The 22469-nt window shown below is 35.8% G+C and carries 21 protein-coding genes; all 21 read right to left on the bottom strand.

Going from position 1 to position 22469, the window contains the following annotated elements; all coding sequences use genetic code 11:
- Positions 1 to 202: 202 nt before the first annotated feature.
- The 21 genes from BBI01_RS21325 to BBI01_RS22960 all read right to left on the bottom strand — a co-directional run bounded on the left by BBI01_RS21325 (position 203) and on the right by BBI01_RS22960 (position 22459).
- A complete protein-coding gene (locus tag BBI01_RS21325; RefSeq protein WP_065396650.1) occupies positions 203 to 1258 on the bottom strand; it encodes a hypothetical protein in 1056 nt (351 codons plus the stop codon).
- Between the two features lie 235 nt (positions 1259 to 1493).
- Complete coding sequence (locus BBI01_RS21320) at positions 1494 to 2501, bottom strand: hypothetical protein (RefSeq protein WP_123862196.1); 1008 nt, start codon at positions 2499 to 2501, stop codon at positions 1494 to 1496.
- Positions 2498 to 5611, bottom strand: a complete 3114-nt coding sequence (locus BBI01_RS21315; protein ID WP_065396648.1) for a peptidoglycan DD-metalloendopeptidase family protein — start codon at positions 5609 to 5611, stop codon at positions 2498 to 2500. Before BBI01_RS21315 ends, BBI01_RS21320 begins: the two co-directional genes overlap by 4 nt.
- Positions 5612 to 5628: 17 nt before the next feature.
- Positions 5629 to 6132 carry a DUF4280 domain-containing protein gene (locus BBI01_RS21310; RefSeq protein ID WP_065396647.1) on the bottom strand — a complete coding sequence of 168 codons (504 nt, stop codon included), beginning with the start codon at positions 6130 to 6132 and terminating at the stop codon, positions 5629 to 5631.
- Positions 6133 to 6172: 40 nt separating this feature from the next.
- Positions 6173 to 7252, bottom strand: a complete 1080-nt coding sequence (locus BBI01_RS21305; RefSeq protein ID WP_065396646.1) for a hypothetical protein — start codon at positions 7250 to 7252, stop codon at positions 6173 to 6175.
- 225 nt (positions 7253 to 7477) lie between these two features.
- Positions 7478 to 8857 (bottom strand): NADH-quinone oxidoreductase subunit N, encoded by a 1380-nt coding sequence (locus BBI01_RS21300; protein WP_065396645.1) that lies wholly within the window; start codon positions 8855 to 8857, stop codon positions 7478 to 7480.
- Positions 8858 to 9008: 151 nt separating this feature from the next.
- Positions 9009 to 10502, bottom strand: a complete 1494-nt coding sequence (locus BBI01_RS21295; protein ID WP_065396644.1) for a complex I subunit 4 family protein — start codon at positions 10500 to 10502, stop codon at positions 9009 to 9011.
- A 2-nt stretch (positions 10503 to 10504) separates the two neighbouring features.
- Positions 10505 to 12418 carry an NADH-quinone oxidoreductase subunit L gene (gene nuoL, locus BBI01_RS21290; protein WP_065396643.1) on the bottom strand — a complete coding sequence of 638 codons (1914 nt, stop codon included), beginning with the start codon at positions 12416 to 12418 and terminating at the stop codon, positions 10505 to 10507.
- 2 nt (positions 12419 to 12420) lie between these two features.
- Positions 12421 to 12750, bottom strand: a complete 330-nt coding sequence (gene nuoK, locus BBI01_RS21285; RefSeq protein WP_065396642.1) for an NADH-quinone oxidoreductase subunit NuoK — start codon at positions 12748 to 12750, stop codon at positions 12421 to 12423.
- A gap of 4 nt (positions 12751 to 12754) precedes the next feature.
- On the bottom strand, positions 12755 to 13252 hold the full coding sequence (locus BBI01_RS21280) for an NADH-quinone oxidoreductase subunit J family protein (protein WP_065396641.1): 498 nt from the start codon (positions 13250 to 13252) through the stop codon (positions 12755 to 12757).
- The gene (locus BBI01_RS21275; protein WP_040996950.1) at positions 13252 to 13809 is read right to left on the bottom strand and encodes a NuoI/complex I 23 kDa subunit family protein; all 558 of its coding nucleotides are present in this window, start codon (positions 13807 to 13809) and stop codon (positions 13252 to 13254) included. The genes BBI01_RS21280 and BBI01_RS21275 overlap by 1 nt, the downstream gene beginning before the upstream one ends.
- A 57-nt stretch (positions 13810 to 13866) precedes the next feature.
- Positions 13867 to 14931 carry an NADH-quinone oxidoreductase subunit NuoH gene (nuoH, locus tag BBI01_RS21270; RefSeq protein WP_065396640.1) on the bottom strand — a complete coding sequence of 355 codons (1065 nt, stop codon included), beginning with the start codon at positions 14929 to 14931 and terminating at the stop codon, positions 13867 to 13869.
- Positions 14932 to 15029: 98 nt separating this feature from the next.
- Entirely contained in the window at positions 15030 to 16028 is a 999-nt protein-coding gene (locus BBI01_RS21265) for an NADH-quinone oxidoreductase subunit G (RefSeq protein WP_065396639.1), read from the bottom strand.
- Between the two features lie 41 nt (positions 16029 to 16069).
- The gene (locus tag BBI01_RS21260) at positions 16070 to 16981 is read right to left on the bottom strand and encodes a hypothetical protein (protein ID WP_065396713.1); all 912 of its coding nucleotides are present in this window, start codon (positions 16979 to 16981) and stop codon (positions 16070 to 16072) included.
- A gap of 1 nt (position 16982) precedes the next feature.
- Complete coding sequence (gene nuoF / locus BBI01_RS21255; protein ID WP_027373522.1) at positions 16983 to 18341, bottom strand: NADH-quinone oxidoreductase subunit NuoF; 1359 nt, start codon at positions 18339 to 18341, stop codon at positions 16983 to 16985.
- A 107-nt stretch (positions 18342 to 18448) separates the two neighbouring features.
- Positions 18449 to 18958, bottom strand: a complete 510-nt coding sequence (locus tag BBI01_RS21250) for an NADH-quinone oxidoreductase subunit NuoE family protein (protein ID WP_047096008.1) — start codon at positions 18956 to 18958, stop codon at positions 18449 to 18451.
- Positions 18959 to 19063: 105 nt separating this feature from the next.
- Complete coding sequence (nuoD, locus tag BBI01_RS21245; RefSeq protein ID WP_047096007.1) at positions 19064 to 20287, bottom strand: NADH dehydrogenase (quinone) subunit D; 1224 nt, start codon at positions 20285 to 20287, stop codon at positions 19064 to 19066.
- Between the two features lie 73 nt (positions 20288 to 20360).
- Positions 20361 to 20855, bottom strand: coding sequence for an NADH-quinone oxidoreductase subunit C (locus tag BBI01_RS21240; RefSeq protein WP_065396638.1), 495 nt, complete (start codon positions 20853 to 20855; stop codon positions 20361 to 20363).
- A gap of 6 nt (positions 20856 to 20861) precedes the next feature.
- Positions 20862 to 21422, bottom strand: a complete 561-nt coding sequence (locus BBI01_RS21235) for an NADH-quinone oxidoreductase subunit B (protein WP_002983540.1) — start codon at positions 21420 to 21422, stop codon at positions 20862 to 20864.
- Positions 21423 to 21524: 102 nt separating this feature from the next.
- Positions 21525 to 21896, bottom strand: coding sequence for an NADH-quinone oxidoreductase subunit A (locus BBI01_RS21230; RefSeq protein ID WP_034693436.1), 372 nt, complete (start codon positions 21894 to 21896; stop codon positions 21525 to 21527).
- A 386-nt stretch (positions 21897 to 22282) separates the two neighbouring features.
- Complete coding sequence (locus BBI01_RS22960; protein WP_165602285.1) at positions 22283 to 22459, bottom strand: hypothetical protein; 177 nt, start codon at positions 22457 to 22459, stop codon at positions 22283 to 22285.
- Positions 22460 to 22469: the final 10 nt, after the last annotated feature.

Raw genomic sequence — 22469 nt, 5'->3', positions numbered from 1 at the left:
AAAGACTATTTCCAAATGGTGTTCAGATGGGTTATTGCAATCTTTATGAGCTGTTTTGCTTTATTCTTGTAAAGAAATTCTTAAAAAGAATAGAACATTCTATGTTTGTGATTTACTTTTTGATAATACTATAGTTGTAAGTGATTTTTTTAATAAATAAGGCTTACAGAAATATGAGAAAGAATAAATTTTTCTCTTTATATTATTTACATGATTCAAGTATCAGTGGCGTTTTACCTCCGTTTTCGCTTATTAATAAGAAATCTTTTCCAACAAACTCTAGTTTTTGTTTTTTACGATTATATAAACCTATCCAATCTAAATTTGCTTTTCCATTTTCTAATACTGTTAATTTTCCAATAGGTTTGTTTTTATCTATATCTTCATCCACAATTTTTAATTCATTTTCGTAGTAATTACGCTGTGAAGAAACACTTGCATACATTAAAATATATTCATTTTTGTTTGAACTTTTTTCTACTTTAAGATTAATATAGATAGCGTTAACGCTGTACAAAGATAAGAACCCTTCATTTTTATTGATTTCTAATTCAGTTAATTCATTTTCACAAATTACTGCCCAGGTTCCTTTTAAATCTGACTGGCATATTTTTTCTTCTACTTTTCCATCTAATAATTTGATATCCTCATTAATATTGTTAAATTTTTCGTCCTGATTTTGCTCAATTTTATTAAGTTTTAATTTTTTAGAAGGAGAGGAGTGTATATATACATTTTTTGAATTTTCATCAAAAGAAAAAGTACCTTTCACAAATTCTGAAACTTCATATATTCCTATGAAATTAAGTGTATCTTTCCTAAAATGATAAAGAGAATAAGTAGAAAACTGTTCTGTAAATGATGGTAATAACAAATATCCTTCAGAAGGATCATTTTGTTTCAACAAAATATGGATGTCCTTTTCTGCAAGTTCAAGTGAGGTGTCATAAAAAAAATTAATATGAACAGGCTTCCAGGAAACAAACTCTTTTTTATTATTTTCAATAGAAATATAAGCTCTTTCAGAGAGATACCTAATTTTTACAGTAAGTGAATTATGATTTAAATCTAGCTTTTGAAATGGCTTGTTTAGATCGTAATCGGTTTGTTTACTCATATTTAAAACTTCCGTATATAAGTTTTCTTTTGTATTATTTGTAGTACTTCCTATACTAGTTTTTTCATTTGTGGTGTTTAATGAATTAGCTTTTTTACAAGAAATGCATACCCATAAAAGTAAGATTAAAAGGCTTTTCATATAAATTTATAGTGTACTATTTAGTGAATTTGATTTTTCCAGATAAATAAAAATATTGCCTATCACTTATGATTGGGTTTTAATTTTTATTTTCTTCTAGAGAGAATTTATAAAATTGATAGGGGGTATTACTTTTTATTCTTGCAGAATTATCATATTGTTCAGAGCTTTGCATGAAAAAATAAATGTTATTATGAGAGATAACAGAAATTTTGATAGTTTTTTTATCATTTCTTTAAGGAGAACATTTTTTTAGAATGATTTCTTTTGTTTTACTTTCCTGTTGGAAGCTAGATTCTTTAAATTCTCTTTTTTTACTTTTTTTATTATAAAAACCATACCAATAAAAATACATAGTATTATCATCAATCATTTTCAGATATGCTATAGGTTCATTATTGATATATTCATTCCAGTTCAAATCTCTTCCTATATTTCCAATGTCTTCCGGAATTTCTTTTAATGTATAAGCAATTCCTTTTTCAAAATCATATCTTTTGAGTTCTTTCATATCAATATAAACTTGGTTGTATAGAAGTGTTAGAGATGCTTCTTTATCAGTAATGGATATATTACCAGCGCCTGTTTTACAGTCTACTTGCCAAGTTCCATTAAGGGAGTATTGTATATCTTGCTTTTGTAGGTCTTTTTTATCTGTTGATATAGAAAGAAGATTATTTTTAGAATTAGATGATATTTCATCTTCAGCATTTATGATTTTTTTTTCGGAAAGATAAATCCATTTTCCATTTTCTTTTTGATAGTATTTTTGTAAATAAGGAAAGTTTAGATTATATTCTTCAGCATTCTCTATGGTAATGAAATTTTTGGGAATAAATGTTCCAATAATTTTAAAATCTTTTTCAGACTTTACTCTTTCCTTGAGAATTTTATCAATTTTTTTCTGGTCAGTGGCAGAATAATAATTCAATGAATTTTCTTCATCATATAAAGGTATAATATGATTGCTCTTTTCAAAATTTTGATAGTAATTAATTTCCTGTTTTGAGTTTGGAATATAATACACAGTAAATTTTCCTATTTCTTTAATAATAGAAGAAGAGAAAACTAGTTTTTTTTCTGAATCAAAATATAAATTTGAAGTTTTATTAAAATTATCTGTTAACGAAGATTTTACTTTATCGTTCTTAGTGGATATAGATGTTGCTGATTTTTCTTGTCCATTGCAACTAAGCATGAATAGAAAAAATAGTAAATAAAGTAATACGAATTTTATTCTCATTTTGGGTTTCCTTTTGTCGTTTCGTCAAATTTTGTTTTCATAAATTGTTCTGGATCTATGCGGGTAGCTCCAAAACTTGAGCTTGTAGCAGCTTCTATATGTATATGTCTGTAAATAGGATTGATACCATGAATAAGTTTACCGTTTTTATAAACTGAAGCTGCATTTCCGGTACTTCCCGATTTACCAATTGTATCACCATGTTTTACTTTTTGGTTTTTAATAACAGAAACTTCATCTAAATGGCAGTACTTTATATAGACATCATTACCATTTTTATCTTTTGATTTAATCACAATATAATTACCGAGGCTATTCTCTCTGTACTCATTTGCAGAAAATGTTTTTACCAAATCCGAAACAGTTCCGCACATCATTGATTTTACTGCTGTGCCTGAAGAAGCCAGAATATCAGTTCCGGTGTGGTAATATCCATTTGGATGGGTGCTATTATAACGTTTTGTACGATGCCATCTGTTCTTATTCACATTGTCACTTTGGTTGTTAAGTTTTGGGCTTGAGACAACATCTGAATATTCAAAACATTGCGATCTGTCATCGGGACATACTCCTGATGATTCTTCACCTTCATTACAGCATTTTACTCCAAAATCTTTTAAAAAGCCTTCTTTTAAATGTAGATTAGTATTTCCCTTCAGTTCTTCTTGTAGAAACTGATCATAATGTTCAATACAGGTAGTTAAAGGTGTTGCAGGTTGCCTAGAGCCATTGTAAAAATAGTGACTTTCTGTTTCTGTTTCAGGTAAGCTTGCCCAGATGTAGCAGGCATCCTGCTGTATGGCTTCTCTAATTTTATTGGCTATTATTTTACCAAGAAGATCTTCTCTTTGTTTTTGCATCAGAGCAATACATATTTTATCCTGAGATTCGGGTGTATAGTCTGGAATTTTATATTTTTTCAAAAGATCTCTTTCCTCAAAGTATTTACCTGTTTTTTTCTTCTTTACGACCTCAAATCCAGATAGTTCCCACCATGTGTATCTCATTACCTGATAAGCGCCTGCCGCAGAAGATCCTTGTTTATCATTCTTACCTTTGTAGATGAGTTGAGGGTGAGTGCTTAAATCTGTGATTATATTACCTGCAAATGCTATAGTATATCCTCTCTGGAAATCATGAGGAATATAAATGATTTTTTTCTGTTTTCTATCATAAGATTTAATGATTTCTCCAGTGCCTTCTCCTACACGTAGCATCCTTATAAATGCTCTTACTCTTGCTTCACAATCACATTTCTTACCAATCTGGAAATAAGCGCCTTCTTTTTTGAGAAATTCTTTATCATGCTGTTTTTCTCCCTGTGCTTTGGCATGAAGGTATAGGAATTCGGGTACGTTCTTCAGTAGCTTAAAGGTTATGGTGTTTCCTTCGCTGTAGTTCTTGATTTCTAAAACTTTTTTTATTTCTTCTTCACTGGAAGTTTTGCCGTTTTCTATTTTAGGATTTTTGGCATTTCCTTTTTGAGCGTTGGCAAGAATAACTTTAGCTATAGATGCTTTTTGGGTTTCATTGGTTATGTTTGTTGTACTTCCGAATGTATAGGTGTATGTTCCGTCTTCTTTTCCTTTGCTGATTTTATCTTTCCATTGTTTCAATTCATCTTCAGATTTTGGACGGAGATGGATCGGAATTTTGACTATATTATCTTTTACAGTTCCTGTGAATACTGTTTTTTCAGTTCCAGGCACTGCTTGTCCGGCAGGCGTTTTTTGTTCCATTTGTTCCTCTGTAATTTCAAGAACAGGAAGAAGGGAATCTGGAGCACCTTTAATGAGACCATCTTTTTCTTTGATAGAAATAGTCACCTGTTTTCCTTCCAGCAACATAGTTCTGGCTACCAGATATAATTTTTCATCCAATGGAGCACTGTCTACTTTCTTAAAGTCTACCCCTAGTTTAAAGGTTTTAAAAGTAACGGTTTTTTCATTGGCTGTATCTTTACCATAAGCCTGAGCAGTTAATGAGGCGGCAATTATTTCAAGGGTGGTATATTTTTTCTGAGCTTTCAGACTGTCTTTAATTTTATTAAGAATAGTCTGAGCTACTTTATTTTTCTCTTCGGCAGTAGAGGTTTTGTTACCACTTTTGCTTCCTCCAAAAGTGTAAGTATGAGTACCATCTTCCTCTCCGGTTTGTTTGGTGTATTCTTTTTTTGCAAAATAAGCATCCAGAAGTTCTTCTATCTTCACTGGATTGACAGTGGTAGGTGATACTCCGCCGGATGGCGGAGGTGTTGCCGGCTGAGTATTATGTGCTTGTCCATGGGCTGATACTGGATCAGGGACTGGAGTAGGATTTGGACTGGGAGTTGGTTGTTGAGGTTGCTGTGGTTGTTGAGGCGGAGGCGGAGCTGGCTGTTGGGGCTGGGGTGTAGGTTGTTGAGGTTGTGGTTGTCCTGCTGGAGTACGTAATTCTGCAGGGGTGTTGATATTTACATTATTGGTCGCATGTTTTTTATGAGCATAGTATTCTACCGTTACATAGAATTCCATTTGCTGAGGATTGATTTCTCCTTCCATAGCTTTCCTCATAAGTGCCTTAGTCAGCATAAATTCAGCTCTGGCAGTTCCATTAATGACTTTTGCCCTTTTGTTCTCTATAGACTGATTACTATTATTATGCCCAGAATCTGTGGCATCATCTTCCCAAAGAGTAAACATCAGATATTGACCTTCCAGATTCATACAACTGGCTTCAGCAACTAGTTTTTCTGTAAAACTGAAAACGGTTCCAGGGGTGTCGTCTATATATTTTAATTCTACTTTATTAATTTTAGGAATATCATTAGGTTGTGGTTGTACCTCAAGTGCCATAGGTGCTCTTTCTTCCGGGCTATGAAGATAAGCTTCCACTCTAAAGGTATCCTTGTAAGCATTTGTATTAAAAGTAAAGCTGCTTACACCCACTTTCTTGATAGTAGTAGGAACAAATTTTCCGTTTACCTTTTTAAATAAATGCCAGGTAACGAGTGCCGGATTCCTTTTGTGCATTGGTGTGGCAGGATACCATTCATCAATTCTATAAGTAGCCAGTTCACCTACTTTTGGTTTTGTATTTCCCGATATTTTATAAATTCCTTGTTTTGGCATGACCGAAAAGTTTAAGGTTAATAGGCATCTACTTCATCGCCTTCTGTTTCTTTCTGAAATTCTTTGAAGTCTACAAAAGGGTTGATGTTATGTTGTTCCTGTGGATCTGCTTTTTTTACACTCTGCTTGTTCATAGCTGCGGTTTGTCCATGCTCCATGATGGTGATTTTACCGCCTGTAGAACACATAAGTTCTGAAATTTCAGTGACACAACTATTGCCCATTACCTTTACTTTGTCATATGTTTTCAGCCATTTTCCTGCAGGAGCATAGGCGCAGGGAAGATATCCTCCTGCTGTAGGTTTCAGTTTGCATTTTCCAAAGCTTGGACCTTGAGGATTGAATTGAAGATCCTGTTCAGTGACCGCCAGAAAATCTGCCTGCCCCTCTTCGTTATTCCAATAATGTTTCTGATGAGAAGTTACTTTAAACTGTGGAAATTGGTCACCTTGGTTACATTGAGCTTTCCCTTTCTGTATTACAAAGTGCTTTCCGTCATGTGGTGATGCGGATCCGGACATATTTTGCGTTTTTTATTGGTGTTGCTCCAAAGATACTAATTTATTTTAATTGCTTTTCCATTATAAAAACTTCATTTTCTGTTACATCACCAATCTGTAGTTCGAAATTTCCTGTAACTTTTTGAATCATTAAATTGGTTCTGTCAAAAATATATTCAGCTTCGTGACGACAGGTAATCGGATTGTTTCCAGCCACGTATTTTTCGTAATAATCATGGTTTTTATCATAAAGCTGATTAAGATCCCGATAATCACAGCTAGTTCCGGTTTGTGTAATTTTTAAAGTATCATCATTACTGTTCTGGTTTTTCGGGAAAATACGGTTATAGAGTTCAAAACGAATAGGAGAGGCGCTGGATAGCCATGGAAGAAATTCCTGATAGGCTTCAGAATCTGTCCAGTCTTTATATTTTGCTCTGTAGAAAGACCCAAAAAGAAACTGAACCGGTAATGTATGTTGAATACTACTTATAATATGATCATTATTTTTAATTTTTGCTTTTACCTGATCTACATATGCTGCTGAAAGGTCATCCGTAAAATATTTCTTCAAAGCTTCCAATTCATTTTTGATTACTGATTCCGAATGAAAGAATTTTACATCTGTCAGTTTTCCGGTTGTATTTACTTTTATTTCTACGGGAAAGAGTAGGGCAGCACAGGCTTTAGCAAGGCTGGAAACTTTAGAATCAGATTCTATTCCGTCTTTTCTGGATCCAAAAATCTGTAATGAAAGGAAATGATCATTTTTTTCAGCTCTCAGATATTTCAGCTCTGTCTCATACTGATAGCTGGATAGTATTTCGCCATCCTGTAATTTTTGATGTCTGATAGTATAGATACCACCCAATAAAGGAATAGGAAATGTAATTTTTCCTTGTGGTGGATGGAAGTACAGACTGTCTCCGTTTTCATTGATTTCTTTATTCAATTTACTGATCTCTTCACCAAAAGGAATCAAAAGGAGCGTCCCGGATTTTAGTTGTATAGGTTCTACAAGTCTGTCGTATACGGCGCAGTGCTTGTTGTGGAACTTTCTGAGGTAGTCAGGGTTCTCTACTTTAAGATCAGAAGCAATCTTTTCCAACGTATCGCCCGGAAGAGTCATATAAGTAATCATGTGATTGGGTTATTAATGATTATTGTTTAAAATACTGAGAAAGTTTTCCGTACGTAATTTAGAAAAAATCTCACAAAAAAACATTCCAAATCGTGTGAAAGGTTTATTAATAAAGTGATTATCCCTGAAATCAGGGAGTAATTTCATACTTTAGATATACTTAGTTCAAACACAAAAAAACCTTCCAGAATTCTGAAAGGTTTTTAATATTGTTTGGATAACTTTTTACAGTCCGAACATTCTTGCAAACAGATCCGGGAAGATTCCCAGGATAATGATCAGTACGATCACCACTACTGCAATGATGTTGTAAGTAAGAGTTACTTTTTCAGACGATTTGAATGTTGATTCTTTAAAGAAGAACATTGCAATGATCAGCCTCAAATAGTAAGCAATAGATAAAGCTGAACCTAATACCGCTACCAATACAAGGAAAGCTGCTCCGTTCATTGCCTGGGAGAATAAAGCAAATTTTCCCATGAAACCAGCTGTTAATGGAACTCCTGCCATTGAAAGCATAGAGATTGCCGCCGCTGTAGCCAATAAAGGTTCTGTTTTTGCCAGTCCTTTGAAAGCTCCGAAAGAAGTTTCTCTTTTTAATTTCTCTACCCAGATCAGACACATGAAAACTCCTACTGTAGATAAAGAATAAGCAAATAAATAGAACGCTAAGTTATAAGTAGAAAGGCTTGTCATTCCGAAGAATACCAATCCAATGTATCCAGCGTGAGATACTGAAGAGTAAGCAAGCATTCTTTTTGCATTCGTCTGAGCAAGACCCATAACGTTTGCTAAAAGTAATGTAATGATTAAGAATACTCCAAGAACATTGATCCATTCGTGAGTAACTCCGACAAATCCGATTGTCATTAATCTGAACAATGCGAAGAAACCTGAAATTTTTACCACACTCGCCATGAAAGCTGTGATCAATGAAGGTGAACCTGCATATACGTCAGGGCTCCACATATGGAAAGGTGCTAAGGCAACTTTGAATGCCAATGCACAAAGGATTAATAATACTCCTAAGATGAACATTACATTTCCTGTATTCGCTACTCCAAAGTCATGGATTCTATATAGATCGAAGGTTCCTGCACTTCCATAGATGAATGCGATCCCGAAAAGTAGGAAACCTGTCGCGAATGCACCCATTAAGAAATACTTAATTGAAGCTTCGTTTGATCTCAGATCAGTTTTGTTGGCACCTGCCATTACATATAAAGGAATAGAAAGAATTTCAACACCTAAGAACATTGTTACCAAGTTCTGGTATCCGAAAAGAACAATTCCTCCGCATAATGCAAACAGCATCAATGCATATAATTCTGACTGGTGGCTTCTGTGATTGCTGAATGCAAAACCTCCAAGGAAGAATAATAATAAGGTTGTTACAATGGCTAATTTGGTGAATAATGCAGTATTGGCACTGTATTCATACATATGCTTGTATTGATCGAAGAACGAACATTCAGGCATAAAACTTACATACAATGCGATGATTAAACCCAAAATCCCAATGTATCTTGCGAATTTTCCTTGCTCGAAAACTCCTGAAAATAACGCAATAACTGCCGTTAGGAAAACAATAATTAAAACACTCATAATATAGATTTGAGATGTGAGATTTAAAGTTTAAAGTTCAAGGGTTGGAGTTTAAAGTTCCGGGGTAAGAGTCCCCATTCTTTATCTCTTCGTCTTTTATCTTTATTCTCTCTAATCTCTTATTTTTTTAATTTTTAAATCTTTTAATTTTTTAGTTAGCCATCGCTGTGTAGATAAACTTCACTGAACTACCTACCATATCGATTACCGGTTGTGGGAAAATACCAAGTAAGATCACAAAAACCGCTAAACTAGCCAATACAGAAAATTCTACACCTGATAAATCTTTTGCTGTACTCAATACTTCTGCATTTCCTTCTCCGAACATTGCTTTTCCGTAGAATCTCAATAAATATACAGCTGCAAGAATGATCGTAAGACCAGCAATTACTGCTGCTGTTCCGTTGAAGTCATATACTGCTTTCAACAAGATAAATTCTCCGATGAACCCATTCGTCAATGGAACTCCCATTGAACCTAATATAATAATCAGGAATAATACCGCAAACTTAGGTGCTACTTTAGCTAAGCCTCCCATTTGTCTGATGTCTCTTGATTTAAATCTCTTGTATAAAATATCACAACAGTAGAATAATCCTACTACGTTGATACCGTGAGCGAAAGTCTGTACCAAAGCTCCTTCAGCACCTTCTACATTGAAAGTTCCTCTTAAAGTAACTACTGCAGAAGCGAAGATACCAGCTACCATCAATCCTACGTGAGAGAAAGATGAATAAGCGATAATTCTCTTCATATCAGATTGAATGATCGCGATCAATGCTCCGTGAACAATTCCCACAATAGCAAGGATGATTACAATCTGTCCGGAAATTCCTGCAATAGGAAGTGGTGTGATTGGAAGTAAATAACGCATTACACCGTACACCGCCATTTTAAGCATGATACCAGATAACAACATCGATCCCTGAGTAGGAGAGTAGGTATACGTATCGGGTTGCCATGTATGGAAAGGGAATACCGGTAATTTCACTGCAAAAGCAAAGAAAATAAACCAGAATACCACAGTCTGTTGTGTCTCGTTCAGTTGTGCATTGTATAGATCAGTTAATGCGAATGATGCAGAGTGGTTGTACACATAGATCAATCCGGCTAACATAAATAAAGATCCAACGAATGTATATACGAAGAACTTCGTAGTAAATTCAAACCTTTTATTCTCTTGTCCCCAAAGTCCGGCAATAAACCAAATTGGAATCAAAGTTACTTCCCAGAAAATGTAGAACAATAATCCGTCTAAAGAAGTAAATACTCCTACAAGACCGAATTGCATCAACAGAATCAATCCATAGAATGTATTTCTGTAGTTTACACTTTCGTTGAAAGAAGATAAAATGATGATTGGCGCCAGAATATTCGTCAGCAATAAAAGAAGCATGCTCATTCCATCGATACCGAAGTGAAGAGAGCTCTTCATGAATTGTGACCAAGGATAATTGATCTCGTGCTGTAATACGCTGTCTACAGTCGGAGCAAAATCGAAATCTGCCAGAATGTAGAAGGTAATAAGCATTTGAATCAATGCAATTCCCAGTGCCAAATATTTGCTGGAATTACTCTTCCATGCAAAAACTAATCCCGAACCTACTAGAGGTAATAGTAATAATGTTAATAATAAACAAGACATTATTATTGTAATAAAAAGTTAACAATTAATATAATTCCCACAGCTAAAGACATGATAAGAATATACGTCTCTACATTTCCGTTCTGTACACGCTTCATAGCTTTTCCGCTGTCTTCAGCACCATCACCTACAAAGTTTACAAAACGGTCTAAGATACCCTTATCAAACATCTTTCCTCCGCGTCCTAATCCTTCAACAGTTTTTACAATCAATGCGTTGTAAAGTTCGTCAACGTATAATTTCTTAGCAGAAAGCTTTTCCCATCCGGTATAGTTTTCTTCTGCCACAGCCATTTTTTTCTTTTTCACGTAGGTATTTCTTACGATAAACCATACAGAGAAGAACATTAATACTGTAGCTGCTAATAAGATCATTTCAGTATTGAAAGGCACTCCGGAAAGAGTAGCTTCCATCTGGCTGTAGCTTTGTTCTGTAAGAACAGGCTTTAACCATTCCATCAGTTTAGCATAGTGCCCGTGACCGATGAAGTGTGGCAAGTTGATGAAACCTCCAACTACAGAAAGAATAGCCAATACTATCAGTGGTAATGTCATATTAGACGGGCTTTCGTGTAAATGGTGTTTTTGCTCTTCAGTACCTCTGAACTCTCCGTGGAAAGTCAGGTAATATAGTCTGAACATATACGTTGCAGTCATTGCCGCTAAAACAAATAGGATTACCCAGTAAACAGGGTTTTTAGCGAAAGCTGCTACTAAAATTTCGTCTTTAGAGATCATCCCTGATAATAGAGGGAAACCTGAGATTGCTAATGTTCCGATAAGGAATGTAGCGTGGGTAAGAGGAATATATTTTTTAAGACCTCCCATAAAACGCATATCCTGCTCGTTGCTCATAGCATGGATTACAGAACCTGCACCTAAGAATAATAATGCTTTAAAGAAAGCGTGTGTCATTACGTGGAACATTGCTGTTGTATAAGCTCCCAATCCTAAAGCAATGAACATAAATCCAAGCTGTGAAACGGTAGAGTATGCCAATACTTTTTTGATGTCGTTCTGACGTAATGCATAGAATCCTGCTAAAGCCGCCGTTAAGAATCCGATGAATAAAATTCCTCCCTGTACAGTAGGTGCTAAAGTAAATAAGAAGTTAGATCTTACTACTAAATAGATACCCGCTGTTACCATCGTTGCCGCGTGAATTAACGCAGAAACAGGAGTTGGTCCAGCCATCGCGTCTGGTAGCCAAGTATATAATGGAACCTGAGCAGATTTACCGGTAGCACCGATGAATAAACTCGCTGTGATAAAGATGATCACTGTTCCGTCTAATTCAAATTTTGAAGCGTTCTCTGCTACTGAAAGGTAATCTACAGCGTTAGTTTGAGAAGCGATCATAAAGATACCGATCAATAACGCAAGGTCACCAATTCTGTTCATGATGAAAGCTTTTCTTGCTGCTTTACCGTATTCTTCGTTGGTATACCAGAATCCGATTAACAGGTAAGAACAAAGACCTACACCTTCCCATCCGATGAATAAGATAAGGTAGTTGCTTCCCATCACTAAAAGTAACATTGAGAAGATGAAAAGATTCAGGTAAGTAAAGAACTTGTAGAATCCTTTGTCATGACTCATATATCCGATAGAGTATAAGTGGATCAGTGAACCGATACCCGTGATGATCATTACCATCATTAAAGAAAGCTGATCAATCTGGAATCCAAAATTAATTTGAATACCATTTACTCTAAACCATTCAAAAGCTTTTACGATTACAGGCTGGCTTTCAGAATTGAAATTCATGAAAATACTTACAGCGATACAGAATGATCCGAAAACCATTGCCGTAGCTAAAGAACCTACCAATATTTTTGGAAGATTTTTTCCGAATAAACCGTTAATAAGAAACCCTAAAAGTGGTAAAAGTACTATTGCATATACTAAATTCTCCATTCTTATCCTCTTAATTTATTAAATATACTCACATCTACAGAACGGGTGTTTCTATATAGCATAGCAATAATTGCCAATCCTACTGCTACTTCAGCAGCAGCTACCACCATAATGAAGAAAACTAAAAGTTGTCCGTCGCCGTTGCCTTTATATGCTGAAAAAGCTGCCAATAAAAGGTTTACAGAATTCAGCATAAGCTCTACACAGCCCAGAATCACAATAGCATTTTTTCTAAGCAATACTCCCATCACTCCTAAGCAGAATAATACTGAACAAAGGATAATGAAGTAATCCAAAGGGATGCTTTGTATAAATGTATTTACTTCTCCCATAATTTTATAAATCTTTTTTACCGATTAATACCGCGCCCACAATACCTGCCAAAATTAGGATGGAAGCAAGCTCAAACGGTAAAACATATTCATTAAACAAAAGTCTACCAAGGTTTTTAGTAAGACCAACACCTCTGTCTACATTCTCAACAACAATGTGGTTTTGCTGAACTCCTCTGAATACTCCTAATACTCCTATTAAAAGAAGCCCGGCTGTAAATACTCCAACAAATTTTAAAGTATTTCCTTTCTTGCTTTCGTCTTCTTTATTAAGGTTAAGCATCATAAGAATGTAAAGGAAAAGTACCATGATAGCACCTGCGTAAACTATAATCTGGATAATTGCAAGGAACTGAGCATTCAGAAGAATATACATTCCGGCAATTGAAAACATCGTAACAATTAATGACAAAATAGCATATAGAGGATTTTTTGCAAATACAAAATAAACTGCACTCGACACTGCTAAAAACGCCACCAAGAAAAATAAAAACTGATCCATTATTTTACCGCATTTTTTTGTTTCTCGGATTGTCTTGTTGTGATGTCAATCCTTTCATTTATTTTTTCAACTAATTTATCTTTTCCATAGATGAAAGAACCTCTGTTGGTTTCTACGTCTACTAATCTGTCAGTAAGATAGATGGCAGATTTAGGACAAGCTTCTTCACACATTCCGCAGAAAATACATCTTAGCATATTGATTTCATATACTGAAGCATATTTCTCTTCTCTGTAAAGTCCTTTTTCCTCTTTAGTTCTTTCAGCAGCAGTCATTGTAATGGCTTCTGCAGGACAAGCTACCGCACAAAGTCCGCAAGCTGTACATCTTTCTCTGCCTTCTTCGTCTCTTTTCAAAACGTGCTGACCTCTCCAGATGGTAGTTCTTGGCTTCTGTACTTCCGGATACGAATATACTGCGGGAGCACCTTTTATCACGGTTCTTACAGCATGCTTAAATGTAATCCCCATCCCTGTAAAGATAGCAGGTAAGTAGATTTTTTCAGCAAGGGTCATTTCTTTATTGGAAACAACTTTTGATCTGTTTGTAAGTTTCATTTATTTAATTTTTTTAGGCTGAACCTATATTCAGCATTAAAAATATATTCTTATCTCTTAGTTTGCAAATGCTAAAATTACAGCTCCTGTAATTAATAGGTTTACTAATGCCATTGGGATTAAAGTTTTCCATCCTAAGTGCATTAACTGGTCATATCTGAATCTTGGAAGCGTCCATCTGATCCACATGAAGATCAAAATTCCGATTACAGTTTTCGTTAAGAATGCTACGATACTTAAGATTCCTGCAACATTTTCTCCCCAGTTCTGCGTTACCCATTCAATACCAGGATAATTGTAACCTCCAAAGAAAAGTACTACCATGAAAGCATTAGAAATAAACATGTTCACGTATTCCCCAAACATATATAAACCTAATTTCATGGAAGAGTATTCTGTAGAATATCCTGTTACCAATTCAGATTCACACTCAGGTAAATCGAACGGGTGTCTGTTGGTTTCAGCTAAAGCTGCTACAAAGAATACAAGGAAAGCAATCGGCTGATAGAAAATGTTCCAGTTCATCCCTGAAACCCAAGGAATAACTCCCCATAATTTTCCAGTAGTCTGACTTTCTGTGATTTCCTTCAAATCTAAGCTTCCAGACATCATGATAATAGAAAGAAGTGCTAGTCCCATTGCCAATTCATAAGAAATCATCTGAGAAGAAGCACGGATAGCACCTAATAATGAATATTTGTTGTTCGAAGCCCAACCTCCGATCATAATTCCGTAAACCCCGATTGAAGCCATTCCGATGATGAAAAGTACACCAACGTCAATGTTAGCAACCTGAAGATCAAAAGAAGTACCTGCAATATTTAAACTTTTACCCCAAGGAATAACAGCTCCTGTGATCAATGAAATAAACATTACTAAAGCCGGTCCCAATACGAAAAGGAATTTTTCAGCATTGGCAGGCGTAAAGTCTTCTTTAAAGAAGAATTTTCCACCGTCAGCAAGAGGTTGCAGTAATCCGAAAGGTCCAGCTCTGTTAGGACCAATTCTATCCTGCATGATAGAGGCTACTTTTCTTTCTGCCCAGGTAGAGTAGGCTGCAATCGTTAACGAAAGCAGGAAAAGTGCTAATACAAGTATAAGTTTAAATGTAAGTAAATCCATTTTTTTGTTGTAAAGATTTTTAGATGTGAGATGTCAGATACTAGATATGAGGTTAAGTCTGATGTCTTGTGTCTGAAATCTAATTGTCTTTATTAAAATTATTTTTCGTCTTTTTCACTGATTTCCTTCGCCATTGGATTGTCTAAAACTCTTAGTTCATCCTTTGGTTTTTCGTAGTGGTTCAATGAAATTACTGAGTGTCTGTCGATATGTCTAGGACCTTCGATATTCCAATCAGATAATGATTTTCTTTCGAAACGGCATGTATCACAGATGAATTCTTCAACTTCACCCCACTGGTCTTTTCTGGCAGTAACTCTTACGACTTCATCACCTTTCATCCAAACTACAGCTTTTCCAGAACACTTGTCACATTTACAAGAAGCATTCATTGGCTTTGTAAACCAAACTCTGCTTGTAAAACGAGCTGTTCTGTCTGTTAATGCTCCTACCGGACAAACGTCAATAACGTTTCCGATGAAGTCATTGTCTAAAGCTTTATTTAAGTAAGTAGAAATTTCAGCGTGATCTCCTCTGAAAAGAATACCGTGTTCTCTTTCCCCTGTTAATTGGTTAGCTGCTAATACACATCTTGCACAAAGAATACAACGGTTCATGTTTAACTTGATATGTGGTCCAAGATCATCAGCTTCGTAAGTATTTCTTTCGAATTCTGTTCTTGTTTCAAGATTTCCATGCTCATATCCAAGATCCTGAAGATGACATTCACCAGCCTGATCACAGATAGGACAGTCTAGCGGGTGATTTACCAATAAGAACTCAGTAACCGCTTTTCTTCCTTCCTGAGCTTTCTCAGAAGTAAGGTTTTTTACTTCCATACCGTCCATTACATTCGTTCTGCAGCTTGCTACCAACTTCGGCATAGGACGCGGATCAGCTTCAGATCCTTTTGAAACTTCTACAAGACAAGTTCTACATCTTCCTCCGCTGGTTTCCAGTTTGCTGTAGTAACACATAGCAGGAGGTACAGATTTACCACCGATTTGTCTCGCAGCTTCCAGAATAGAAGTACCAGGCAAAACTTCAGTAGTCTGTCCGTCTATAGTTATTTTGAATTTTTTAACTTCTTCGCTCATATGATATGCTTTAAGCTTTATGCGTTAAGCAATAGGCTTTGTTATTTATATTTTTTCGTATTAAATGTATATCCAATTCCTGCTAGAACCTGTCCAAAGACAAAGTCTTGACGTGCTTTATCAGGTTTGTTATTCAATGTAGTCTTAATATCCCACATATTGATATAACCGGCTTTTCCTTCTACTCTTAGCATCCAGTTTTTCCAGAAAACTAAGTTAATGCTGGATCTGATATCGGTTCCCATACCCGCCACGTGAAAACGGTCACTTCTTTCGTTACCAAAAAGCTTTACATTACTTTTCGGGAACATGAATCCGATACCGGCTCCATAAGACCATACTAAATCTATATTTTTCTTATGAATAAGATTTTGGTATTTCTCAAGACCTAAGTTTTCATAATTAAGTCCGTCTGTATGTTCAAAAGTAAGGAACTTCTCATCTGCAAGGTTTACTTGCCCGTTTTGTACCATTGCTGCATATTCAGGGTCTGAAATATGTCCTTTAAAGTTAACGGTTTGATTTTGATCCATCACATATTTCATGTGATCAATTCCTAAAACAAGAGCCAAATTATCTTTAATAAAATATCCTATTCTGAAATTATACTGCGTTACAGTAAACCAGCTTGGATCAAAATAGACAATTCCGAATTTTGTAGGTCTGTCCTGAGCAGTTACATTATTCAATTGAAAATCGTACCCGTTTCCTGTAAAATGAATGTCAGAATTGCTATAAGCCGCTCTGTTCCATCCATAAAAAACGAAAACCTGACCTTTTTTGCTTAATGGTAAAGGTTTTTCCTTTTTTTCAGCTTTAGTCTTTTGTTGTTCGCTTTTTGCATATGCTAAATCCTCTTCAACTGATCTGTCATATTTTGTACTATCACTTTTTGTGTTCTGTGCAAATACAAAGTTTGACATCATTAAGCCAACTACCAATAATTTTTTCATTCTAAGCATTTTTTTCAACAGCAGGGATAGGATCTGCATAATGTGCTAATCCATAGTTTTGAGTTTGAGATAACTCAGGGTTTTTCACGTGCCACTCAAATTCATCTCTGAAATGACGAATGGCTGCTGCAACTGGCCATGCTGCTGCATCTCCTAATGGACAGATTGTATTTCCTTCGATTTTTCTCTGGATATCCCAAAGTAGATCGATATCTTCCATTTTTCCTTCTCCTTTTTCAATTTTTTTCAGGATTTTGTACATCCATCCTGTACCTTCACGACACGGTGTACATTGTCCACAGCTTTCGTGGTTGTAGAATCTTGCCAAAGTCATGGTGTGATCTACAATACACTGGTCTTCATCTAATACGATGAAACCACCTGAACCCATCATTGTTCCGGTAGCAAAACCACCGTCAGCTAATGATTCATAGTTCATATATCTTGGCTCTCCGTTCACTGTTCTCAGCAATAAGTTAGCAGGAACAATCGGAACAGAACTTCCTCCAGGAATACAAGCCTTTAATCTTTTACCATCTTTAATACCACCACAATATTCATCAGAGTAGATGAATTCTTCTACCGTAATGGTCATATCGATCTCATATACACCCGGTTTGTTGATGTTTCCACAAGCAGAAATCAATTTTGTACCTGTAGACCTTCCCACACCGATTTTAGCATACTCAGCACCTGTAATATCAATGATTGGAACAATTGCTGCGATAGACTCAACGTTGTTTACCACTGTTGGTCTCTCCCAAAGTCCTTTTACAGCCGGGAATGGTGGTTTTAATCTTGGGTTACCTCTTTTTCCTTCAAGGGATTCTAGCAATGCAGTTTCTTCACCACAGATGTATGCTCCACCACCTCTCTGTACATAGATTTCAAGATCGAAACCTGTTCCTAAAATATTTTTACCTAAAAATCCTGCTGCTTTAGCTTCTTCAATTGCTTCTTCAAGGATATCCGGAATCCATGAATATTCTCCACGGATGTAGATATAAGAAGTGTTGGAACCTAAACAGTAAGATGAAATTAGCATTCCTTCAATCAATAGGTGAGGAAGGAACTCCATCAGATATCTGTCCTTGAATGTTCCAGGCTCAGATTCATCCGCATTTACCACAAGGTGTCTTGGAACGCCTTCTGGTTTTGCCAAAAAGCTCCATTTCATCCCTGTAGGGAAACCAGCTCCACCACGTCCTCTTAGTCCTGAAGTTTTTACTTCTTCAAGAATTTCATCAGGAGTCATCTTCAAGGCTTTTTCAGCCGCAGTGTAACCTCCCTGTTTACGGTATGTTTCAAAGTAGCGGATACCTTCTATATGTGCGTCTTTAAGTAAAAGTTTTTTACTCATTGTTTATTATGCTTTTCGCTATCGGCTTTTGGCTTCCAGCTTTTTATAATTATTAAAAAAATTAACCAAGTAATTTAAAATCTAAAATTTAGAATTTAAAATTTCCATTAGTCTAAAGCAAGTTGTCCCTGTCTGCAAAGCTCAAGGATTTCATCTACTTTTTCTATTGTTAAATTTTCATGAAAGAACTTACCAAGCTGCATCATCGGTGCATAACCACATGCTCCAAGACATTCAGCAGGTTTTAAGGTGAACATACCGTCTTCAGTAGTTTCTCCGTCTTTAATGTTCAGTTTTGTTCTGATATGATCCAGGATTTTCTCGCTTCCACAAACCATACAAGGTCCTGTTCTGCAAACTTCCAAAACATATTTACCTACAGGCTTCATATTGAACATAGTATAGAAAGTTGCCACTTCATATACTTCGATAGGTTTGATACTTAATAGTCCGGCAACATAATCCATCACAGGAACATCTAACCATCCTCCGAATTCTTTCTGTGCCAAGTGAAGTACAGGAAGAAGAGCAGATTTCTGTCTTCCTTCAGGATATCTTGCGATAATTTTGTGTACCTGTGCTAAACTTTCCGGTTTAAAAGCTATTGTTTCGCTCATTTTTTATCTAAGATTTCAGATGTCAGATTTCAGACATCAGATTTTAAATTTATATATAAAGCGAAGAGTCTAACATCTGAAATCTGACGTCTGACATCTTCTTTTTTATGCGTCTAATTCTCCCGCAATAATATTCATACTACACATCGTTACAATAGCATCTGAAATTACAGAACCTGTAATCATTTCAGGATATGCCTGATAGTAGATGAAACATGGTCTTCTGAAGTGAAGTCTGTAAGGGCTTCTTCCTCCGTCACTCACAAGATAGAAACCTAATTCTCCGTTTCCACCTTCTACAGCATGGTAAACTTCTCCTTTCGGTACATCAGTTTCTCCCATTACAATTTTGAAATGGTAGATCAATGCTTCCATTTTCTGATATACATCTGCCTTTTCAGGAAGATAGAAATCAGGAACATCCGCGTGGAATGGTCCTTCCGGAAGATTTTCGTATGCTTGTTTGATAATTTTGATTGATTCCCAGATTTCTTGTTGACGAACCATGAAACGGTCGTAAGTATCTCCTGAAGTTCCTACAGGAATAATGAAGTCGAAGTCTTCGTATGAGGAATAAGGTTGTGCAACTCTTACATCATAATCTACCCCTGCTGCACGTAAGTTAGGACCAGTGAAACCATAGCTTAACGCTCTTTCGGCAGAAATAGCTCCTGTACCGATGGTTCTGTCCATAAAAATTCTGTTTCTTTCTAATAGGGTACAGAATTCTTTGAATCTTGGTGGGAAAGTCTTTAAGAAGTCTTTCAGTAACTCATGGAATTTAGGAGTGAAATCTCTTTCAAATCCTCCGATTCTTCCCATATTGGTTGTCATCCTTGCTCCACAAATCTGCTCATACATATCATAAATACGCTCTCTCTCGATGAACATGTAAGTAAGACCTGTAATAGCTCCTGAGTCCATCCCGGTTACCCCGTTACAGATCAGGTGATCACCAATTCTTGCAAGCTCCATTAAGATAACACGCATATAGTCTACACGTTTTGGAACTTTAACGCCAATCAGCTTCTCTACTGTCATATGCCAACCTAAGTTGTTGATTGGTGCTGAACAGTAATTCATACGGTCTGTAAGGGTAGTGATCTGAGAATAGTTTCTTCTTTCAGAAATTTTCTCAAATGCTCTGTGGATATATCCTACTGTTTGCTCAGCGTGAAGGATTCTTTCTCCATCCATCGTTAAGATATTCTGGAAAATCCCGTGAGTAGCAGGGTGGGTAGGTCCTAGATTCAGGGTGTATAGTTGCCCGTCAATCTGTTCCTTACTTTCGTATTGGTTTAGTATATTAGATAATGAGTTATCTTTCATAATTTAAATGCTTTAGGCTATAGGCTATAGGCTTTAAGCTTACTGCTTATTGCATATTGCTTATTGCATTATTTTATCTTCCGAACATATTATCATCCTTATCGGTTCTTGTACCGTCTTCAAGGCGATATTCTTTCAACATTGGGTGGTATCCAAGATCTTCCATATTCAGAATAGGTCTAAGATCCGGGTGTCCTTTAAATTTAATCCCATAAAAGTCATACGTTTCTCTTTCCATCCAGTTGGCACCGGCATATAGATCCGTAAGAGAGTCTACTTCGATGTTTTCTCTGGACATGAAAATCTTCAGACGTAATCTAAAGTTGGTCATCATATTATGTAGGTGATATACAACACCTATTTCCTTTTCAGGGAATTCAGGGTAGTGGATTCCGCATACATCTGTAAGGAAGTTGATTTCCAGTGTTGAATCTTTAAGATAATGAATGATCTTTTTGATGTCTTCTTTCTTCACCTCAATAGTCAACATTCCATAAGGTTCTGAACTTGAAATAACAGATTCCGGAAATTCTCTGGTGATTGCTTCTAGTACAAATTCGTTTGTCATTTCCGTTTAGTTGCTTATGTTGTAAGAATCTAATAATTTCTGATATTCAGGCATATCTCTTCTTCTGATGCTTTCGCTTTCTGCAAGAGCCTGTACCTGCATTACTCCTTCAATGATCTGTTCAGGTCTTGGAGGGCATCCCGGAACATATACATCTACTGGAATGATTTTATCAATTCCCTGAAGAACGGAATATGTATCAAAAATACCACCGCTGGAAGCACAAGCACCTACGGCTACTACCCATTTCGGTTCAGCCATCTGAGTGTATACTTCTTTTAAAACGGGTCCTAATTTTTTTGATATAGTTCCGCAAACCATCAGCATATCTGCTTGTCTTGGAGAGAATGAGTTTCTTTCCATTCCAAATCTTGAAGCATCATAAGTGGGGTTCAGGGTAGCCATAAACTCGATACCACAACAAGAGGTAGCAAAAGGTAACGGCCAAAGCGAGAACTTTCTTGCCATTCCGATTACACTGCTCAGTTTTGTTGCGAAAAACCCTTCTCCTTCATAGCCTTCGGGAGCAGGTGCATCTGTTCTTATTACTGGTTTTTTATCTGACATTTTTAGTAAATATTTAAAGATTAAAATATTTAAAGATTAAAAAAACAAGATCTTGGAAATCTTTAAATTACTTAAATAAATTCAATCTTTTAATGTTAAAATTTATTTATCCCAATCTAACGCACCTCGTTTCCAAACATAGAAAAACGCTACGAAGAAGATCGCAACGAACGTAAGTACAGCAAGGAAACCTTCCATACCGAATTCTCTGAAGTTTACTGCGTATGGATAAAAGAATACGATTTCAATATCGAATAGTACGAACAATACCGCAGTCAGGAAGTACTTAATAGAAAACGGTGTTCTTGCATTTCCTTCTACAGGAACCCCACATTCCCAGCTCTGGTTTTTTACAGAATTTCCTTTTTTCTGTTGTGGACCTAAGAAATGTGCACCAAGCAATGAAACAGCGACAAATCCTACTGCTACACCTGCCTGGATAAGTATTGGAATATAACTTTCAGGTAAATTCATTTTTGCATTATTATCTCAATTTGCAAATTTAGCGAATAAACAAGAAAGCATGAAATTTATCAGCTTAAAAGTAGGATGAAAATGAGTTAAACCAGTAATTTAGAATCAATAAAAATTAGTTCCTGGTGATTATTTTTTTTTGTATACTTTTCACCTTTTTTTGTATCCAGCACCAATAAGTATACTTCATTTGATACATCTGAGATATTTAAAACCTCTGAATTGTATGAGTTGAAAATTCTTTAGCAAGTCTTACAGTGCGATTCAAGAACTTTATAAATGAGATTTCTTACAATCAAAACTTATCTCGAAAAGAAAGCGGATATGATTATTTATGACGTAAAATCAACATTTTATTTCAATGAACCATAGAATGAAAATAAAGCTTACTTTTTCATTTTTTTGAGAAGAGAATAAGCCATAAATGATATATATCCGAAAAGAATACTTCCAAAACCAATGTTAATTGCTGTATTTGTTTTGTCATCTGCAATCTGGAAAAAGAAGTTATAAATAATATATGCAGCAATCAGAACAGCGAATACGATAAGTTGTGGTTTCATGAGGTAAGAG

This window comes from Chryseobacterium artocarpi, from assembly GCF_001684975.1.
GTDB classification, from domain to species: domain Bacteria; phylum Bacteroidota; class Bacteroidia; order Flavobacteriales; family Weeksellaceae; genus Chryseobacterium; species Chryseobacterium artocarpi.
Note: the sequence above shows the minus strand (reverse complement) of the source record. Positions and strands in the feature narration are given on the sequence as shown.

Coding starts and splice junctions, on each gene's coding strand:
- BBI01_RS21325 (WP_065396650.1), bottom strand. CDS start 1,258: ATGAAAAGCCTTTTAATCTTACTTTTATGGGTATGCATTTCTTGTAAA.
- BBI01_RS21320 (WP_123862196.1), bottom strand. CDS start 2,501: ATGAGAATAAAATTCGTATTACTTTATTTACTATTTTTTCTATTCATG.
- BBI01_RS21315 (WP_065396648.1), bottom strand. CDS start 5,611: ATGCCAAAACAAGGAATTTATAAAATATCGGGAAATACAAAACCAAAA.
- BBI01_RS21310 (WP_065396647.1), bottom strand. CDS start 6,132: ATGTCCGGATCCGCATCACCACATGACGGAAAGCACTTTGTAATACAG.
- BBI01_RS21305 (WP_065396646.1), bottom strand. CDS start 7,252: ATGATTACTTATATGACTCTTCCGGGCGATACGTTGGAAAAGATTGCT.
- BBI01_RS21300 (WP_065396645.1), bottom strand. CDS start 8,857: ATGAGTGTTTTAATTATTGTTTTCCTAACGGCAGTTATTGCGTTATTT.
- BBI01_RS21295 (WP_065396644.1), bottom strand. CDS start 10,502: ATGTCTTGTTTATTATTAACATTATTACTATTACCTCTAGTAGGTTCG.
- nuoL (WP_065396643.1), bottom strand. CDS start 12,418: ATGGAGAATTTAGTATATGCAATAGTACTTTTACCACTTTTAGGGTTT.
- nuoK (WP_065396642.1), bottom strand. CDS start 12,750: ATGGGAGAAGTAAATACATTTATACAAAGCATCCCTTTGGATTACTTC.
- BBI01_RS21280 (WP_065396641.1), bottom strand. CDS start 13,252: ATGGATCAGTTTTTATTTTTCTTGGTGGCGTTTTTAGCAGTGTCGAGT.
- BBI01_RS21275 (WP_040996950.1), bottom strand. CDS start 13,809: ATGAAACTTACAAACAGATCAAAAGTTGTTTCCAATAAAGAAATGACC.
- nuoH (WP_065396640.1), bottom strand. CDS start 14,931: ATGGATTTACTTACATTTAAACTTATACTTGTATTAGCACTTTTCCTG.
- BBI01_RS21265 (WP_065396639.1), bottom strand. CDS start 16,028: ATGAGCGAAGAAGTTAAAAAATTCAAAATAACTATAGACGGACAGACT.
- BBI01_RS21260 (WP_065396713.1), bottom strand. CDS start 16,981: ATGAAAAAATTATTGGTAGTTGGCTTAATGATGTCAAACTTTGTATTT.
- nuoF (WP_027373522.1), bottom strand. CDS start 18,341: ATGAGTAAAAAACTTTTACTTAAAGACGCACATATAGAAGGTATCCGC.
- BBI01_RS21250 (WP_047096008.1), bottom strand. CDS start 18,958: ATGAGCGAAACAATAGCTTTTAAACCGGAAAGTTTAGCACAGGTACAC.
- nuoD (WP_047096007.1), bottom strand. CDS start 20,287: ATGAAAGATAACTCATTATCTAATATACTAAACCAATACGAAAGTAAG.
- BBI01_RS21240 (WP_065396638.1), bottom strand. CDS start 20,855: ATGACAAACGAATTTGTACTAGAAGCAATCACCAGAGAATTTCCGGAA.
- BBI01_RS21235 (WP_002983540.1), bottom strand. CDS start 21,422: ATGTCAGATAAAAAACCAGTAATAAGAACAGATGCACCTGCTCCCGAA.
- BBI01_RS21230 (WP_034693436.1), bottom strand. CDS start 21,896: ATGAATTTACCTGAAAGTTATATTCCAATACTTATCCAGGCAGGTGTA.
- BBI01_RS22960 (WP_165602285.1), bottom strand. CDS start 22,459: ATGAAACCACAACTTATCGTATTCGCTGTTCTGATTGCTGCATATATT.